The organism is Gordonia sp. (in: high G+C Gram-positive bacteria) (assembly GCF_047602025.1).
Taxonomy (GTDB): domain Bacteria; phylum Actinomycetota; class Actinomycetes; order Mycobacteriales; family Mycobacteriaceae; genus Gordonia.
The window spans coordinates 2254470-2257597 of sequence record NZ_JASGII010000001.1 but is presented as its reverse complement, the minus strand read 5'-3'; the positions used below and the strand labels follow the sequence as shown (position 1 = coordinate 2257597).

The 3128-nt window shown below is 66.8% G+C and carries 6 protein-coding genes; all 6 read left to right on the top strand.

The window, feature by feature from the left end:
* The first annotated feature begins 31 nt into the window (after positions 1-31).
* The 6 genes from QM728_RS11370 to QM728_RS11345 all read left to right on the top strand — a co-directional run bounded on the left by QM728_RS11370 (position 32) and on the right by QM728_RS11345 (position 3087).
* Positions 32-1021: an alpha/beta hydrolase gene (locus tag QM728_RS11370; RefSeq protein WP_415032119.1), complete on the top strand. Its 990-nt coding sequence runs from the start codon at positions 32-34 to the stop codon at positions 1019-1021.
* A gap of 83 nt (positions 1022-1104) precedes the next feature.
* On the top strand, positions 1105-1410 hold the full coding sequence (locus QM728_RS11365; protein ID WP_415032118.1) for a hypothetical protein: 306 nt from the start codon (positions 1105-1107) through the stop codon (positions 1408-1410).
* A gap of 209 nt (positions 1411-1619) precedes the next feature.
* Positions 1620-1991: a 50S ribosomal protein L14 gene (rplN, locus tag QM728_RS11360; protein WP_415032117.1), complete on the top strand. Its 372-nt coding sequence runs from the start codon at positions 1620-1622 to the stop codon at positions 1989-1991.
* A gap of 1 nt (position 1992) precedes the next feature.
* Complete coding sequence (gene rplX, locus QM728_RS11355; RefSeq protein ID WP_415032116.1) at positions 1993-2310, top strand: 50S ribosomal protein L24; 318 nt, start codon at positions 1993-1995, stop codon at positions 2308-2310.
* A gap of 1 nt (position 2311) precedes the next feature.
* Positions 2312-2887 (top strand): 50S ribosomal protein L5, encoded by a 576-nt coding sequence (gene rplE / locus QM728_RS11350; RefSeq protein WP_415032115.1) that lies wholly within the window; start codon positions 2312-2314, stop codon positions 2885-2887.
* A gap of 14 nt (positions 2888-2901) precedes the next feature.
* Entirely contained in the window at positions 2902-3087 is a 186-nt protein-coding gene (locus QM728_RS11345; RefSeq protein WP_007319192.1) for a type Z 30S ribosomal protein S14, read from the top strand.
* The last annotated feature ends 41 nt before the right edge of the window (positions 3088-3128 follow it).

The window sequence follows — 3128 nt, the reverse complement described above, 5'->3', positions numbered from 1 at the left end:
CATCGACCGCTTGAACCTGGAGGGGAAATACATGAAGAACTCGCAGCGTCGAGTCGGAGCAGTGCTGGGTGGCGCGCTCGTCGCCGGGCTCGCGGCCGGTGTCGCACCGGTGTCGGCCGCACCCGCCGCGCGCATCGTCAGCGTGCAGGCGAAGGGACCGCAGCGCGAGGTCATCACGGTGTTCTCGCCCGCGATGGGGATGAACATCCCGCTCGACGTGCTGCGCCCGAAGAACCGTGCCAAGGCTGCGCCGACCCTGTACCTGCTCAACGGCGCCGCCGGCGGCGAGGGCGAGGGCAATTGGGCGGACAAGACCGACTACGCGAAGTTCTTCTCCACCAAGCACGTCAACGTCGTGACGCCGCTGAAGGGCCAGCTGTCGTACTACACCGACTGGTTGCGCCGCGATCCCAAGATGGGTAAGCCCATGTGGGAGACCTTCCTGACCCGCGAGCTGCCGCCGCTGATCGACGCGAAGCTCGGCACCACCGGCAAGAACGCCACCGCGGGCATCTCGATGGCCGGGACGTCGGTGCTCAACCTGGCCATCGTGCGCCGCGGCCTGTACCGCGCGGTCGCGGCATACAGCGGATGCGCCCGCACCAGCGACCCGCTCGGCCAGGAGTACATCAAGCAGGTCGTCGAGGGCCGCGGCGGCGGCAAGGTCACCAACATGTGGGGCCCCCTCGGCGGGCCGGACTGGATCCGCCACGACCCGTACATCAATGCGGCGAAGCTGCGCGGCCTCTCCATCTACCTGTCATCGATGACCGGTCTGCCCGGCCAGGACGAGGCGATCGACAACCCGAAGAACCTGCAGGGCGACTTTGCCGACCGCATCGTCCTCGGCGGCCCCATCGAGGCCGCGATGAACGCGTGCACCCAGCAGATGGACCAGAAGCTGCGCTCGCTCGGCATCCCGGCGACCTTCGTCGTGCGCCCGGCCGGCACCCACTCCTGGGGCTACTGGCAGCGCGAGCTCAAGGCCTCCTGGCCCCAGCTCAGCCGCGCACTGCGCTGACCGCCGTCTCGGTTCCGTCACGGAAGGGCGGCGAAACCGCTCGTCACATATGCACCATTGGTCACATTGGCAACAATGGACCCATGGACAACCTCATCGCACACATCGACGACCGCGGCCGCGCCATGCCGCAGCTCACCGCTGTGCGCTGGAACGGCGAGGTCGTCACCCACGGCGTGCTGCGGCAGCGGCTCGTCGACTACGACCGCGCGGTCTCGGCCGAGGACCTCTCGGAGGCCGCGGGTCTGGTCGCCGCGTTGATGAGCCTCATGCCCGAGTCCCTGCGCGGGCTCCAGCCCGGCGCGCAGGCGGAATCGGTCGCCGAAGTGCTGGCGTGGCTGAGCCGCGACGTCGACGGTGCCGTCGACGATCTCGTCGCCGTCGGCTGACGTCGGCTCGATTTGGCCGCGACCTGCGGTTTCCCCTAGACTGAAGCGGTTGCCTGCGGCGCGCGAGCGTCGCAAGTCGGCATGCGAACCCACTGGAGTCGTCCGGGAAACCGGAAAACCCCAGGCAGGCGCGTGTGCGATGGGCAACAGGCCGTGCGCGTCGGGTCGGAAATCCGGCGGGCAAGAAAATCCAGGTCAAGGAGACACGAGTGATTCAGCAGGAATCTCGCGTGCGCGTCGCCGATAACACCGGTGCCAAGGAAGTCTTGTGCATCCGCGTGCTGGGCGGCTCGTCGCGGCGATACGCGGGGATCGGCGACGTCATCGTCGCCACCGTCAAGGACGCCATCCCCGGCGGCAACATCAAGAAGGGCGAGATCGTCAAGGCGGTCATCGTGCGCACCGTCAAGGAGCGCCGGCGCCCGGATGGCAGCTACATCCGTTTCGACGAGAACGCTGCCGTCATCCTCAAGGGTGACAACAACGACCCGCGCGGTACCCGCATCTTCGGCCCGGTCGGCCGCGAGCTGCGCGACAAGCGCTTCATGAAGATCGTTTCGCTGGCTCCGGAGGTGCTCTGACATGAAGGTGCACAAGGGCGACACCGTGATCGTCGTCTCGGGCAAGGACAAGGGCGCCAAGGGGAAGGTCATCCAGGCCTACCCGAAGCAGCAGCGGGTCCTCGTCGAAGGCGTCAACCGCATCAAGAAGCACACCGCCGCCTCGGCCGACGAGCGCGGCGCCTCCTCCGGGGGCATCGTTACCCAGGAGGCCCCCATCCACGTGTCGAACGTGATGGTCGTGGACTCCGACGGCACCCCGACTCGCGTGGGGTACCGCACCGATGAGAAGACCGGCAAGCGCGTCCGGATCTCCCGCAAGAACGGGAAGGACATCTGAGATGACCACCTCTGAGAAGGTCCAGCCGCGGCTCAAGCTCCGCTACCGCGAAGAGATCAAGGACTCCCTCAACAAGGAGTTCGGCTACGACAACGTCATGCAGATCCCCGGCGTGGTCAAGGTCGTCGTGAACATGGGCGTCGGCGACGCCGCCCGCGACTCGAAGCTCATCAACGGCGCGATCAGCGACCTCGAGCTGATCACCGGCCAGAAGCCCGAGGTTCGTCGGGCCCGCAAGTCCATCGCACAGTTCAAGCTGCGCGAAGGCATGCCGATCGGCGCCCGCGTCACGCTGCGCGGCGACCGCATGTGGGAGTTCCTCGACCGCCTCGTGTCGATCGCCCTCCCGCGTATCCGCGACTTCCGCGGTCTTTCCGACCGCCAGTTCGACGGCAACGGCAACTACACCTTCGGGCTCAACGAGCAGTCGATGTTCCACGAGATCAACATCGACTCGATCGATCGGCCGCGCGGCATGGACATCACCGTCGTGACCACGGCCACCAACGACGACGAGGGTCGCGCGCTGCTCAAGGCGCTCGGCTTCCCGTTCAAAGACAACAACGCGAAGAACTGACGGTAGGGAATCCAATGGCAAAGAAGGCTCTGGTCAACAAGGCCAACAAGAAGCCCAAGTTCGCCGTGCGCGCCTACACGCGCTGCAACAAGTGCGGTCGCCCGCACTCGGTGTACCGCAAGTTCGGCCTGTGCCGGGTTTGCCTGCGCGAGATGGCGCACGCCGGCGAGCTGCCGGGCGTGCAGAAGTCCAGCTGGTGAGCTGACGGTCCGGCTGCCGCCGGGCCGATAGAACGAACGAC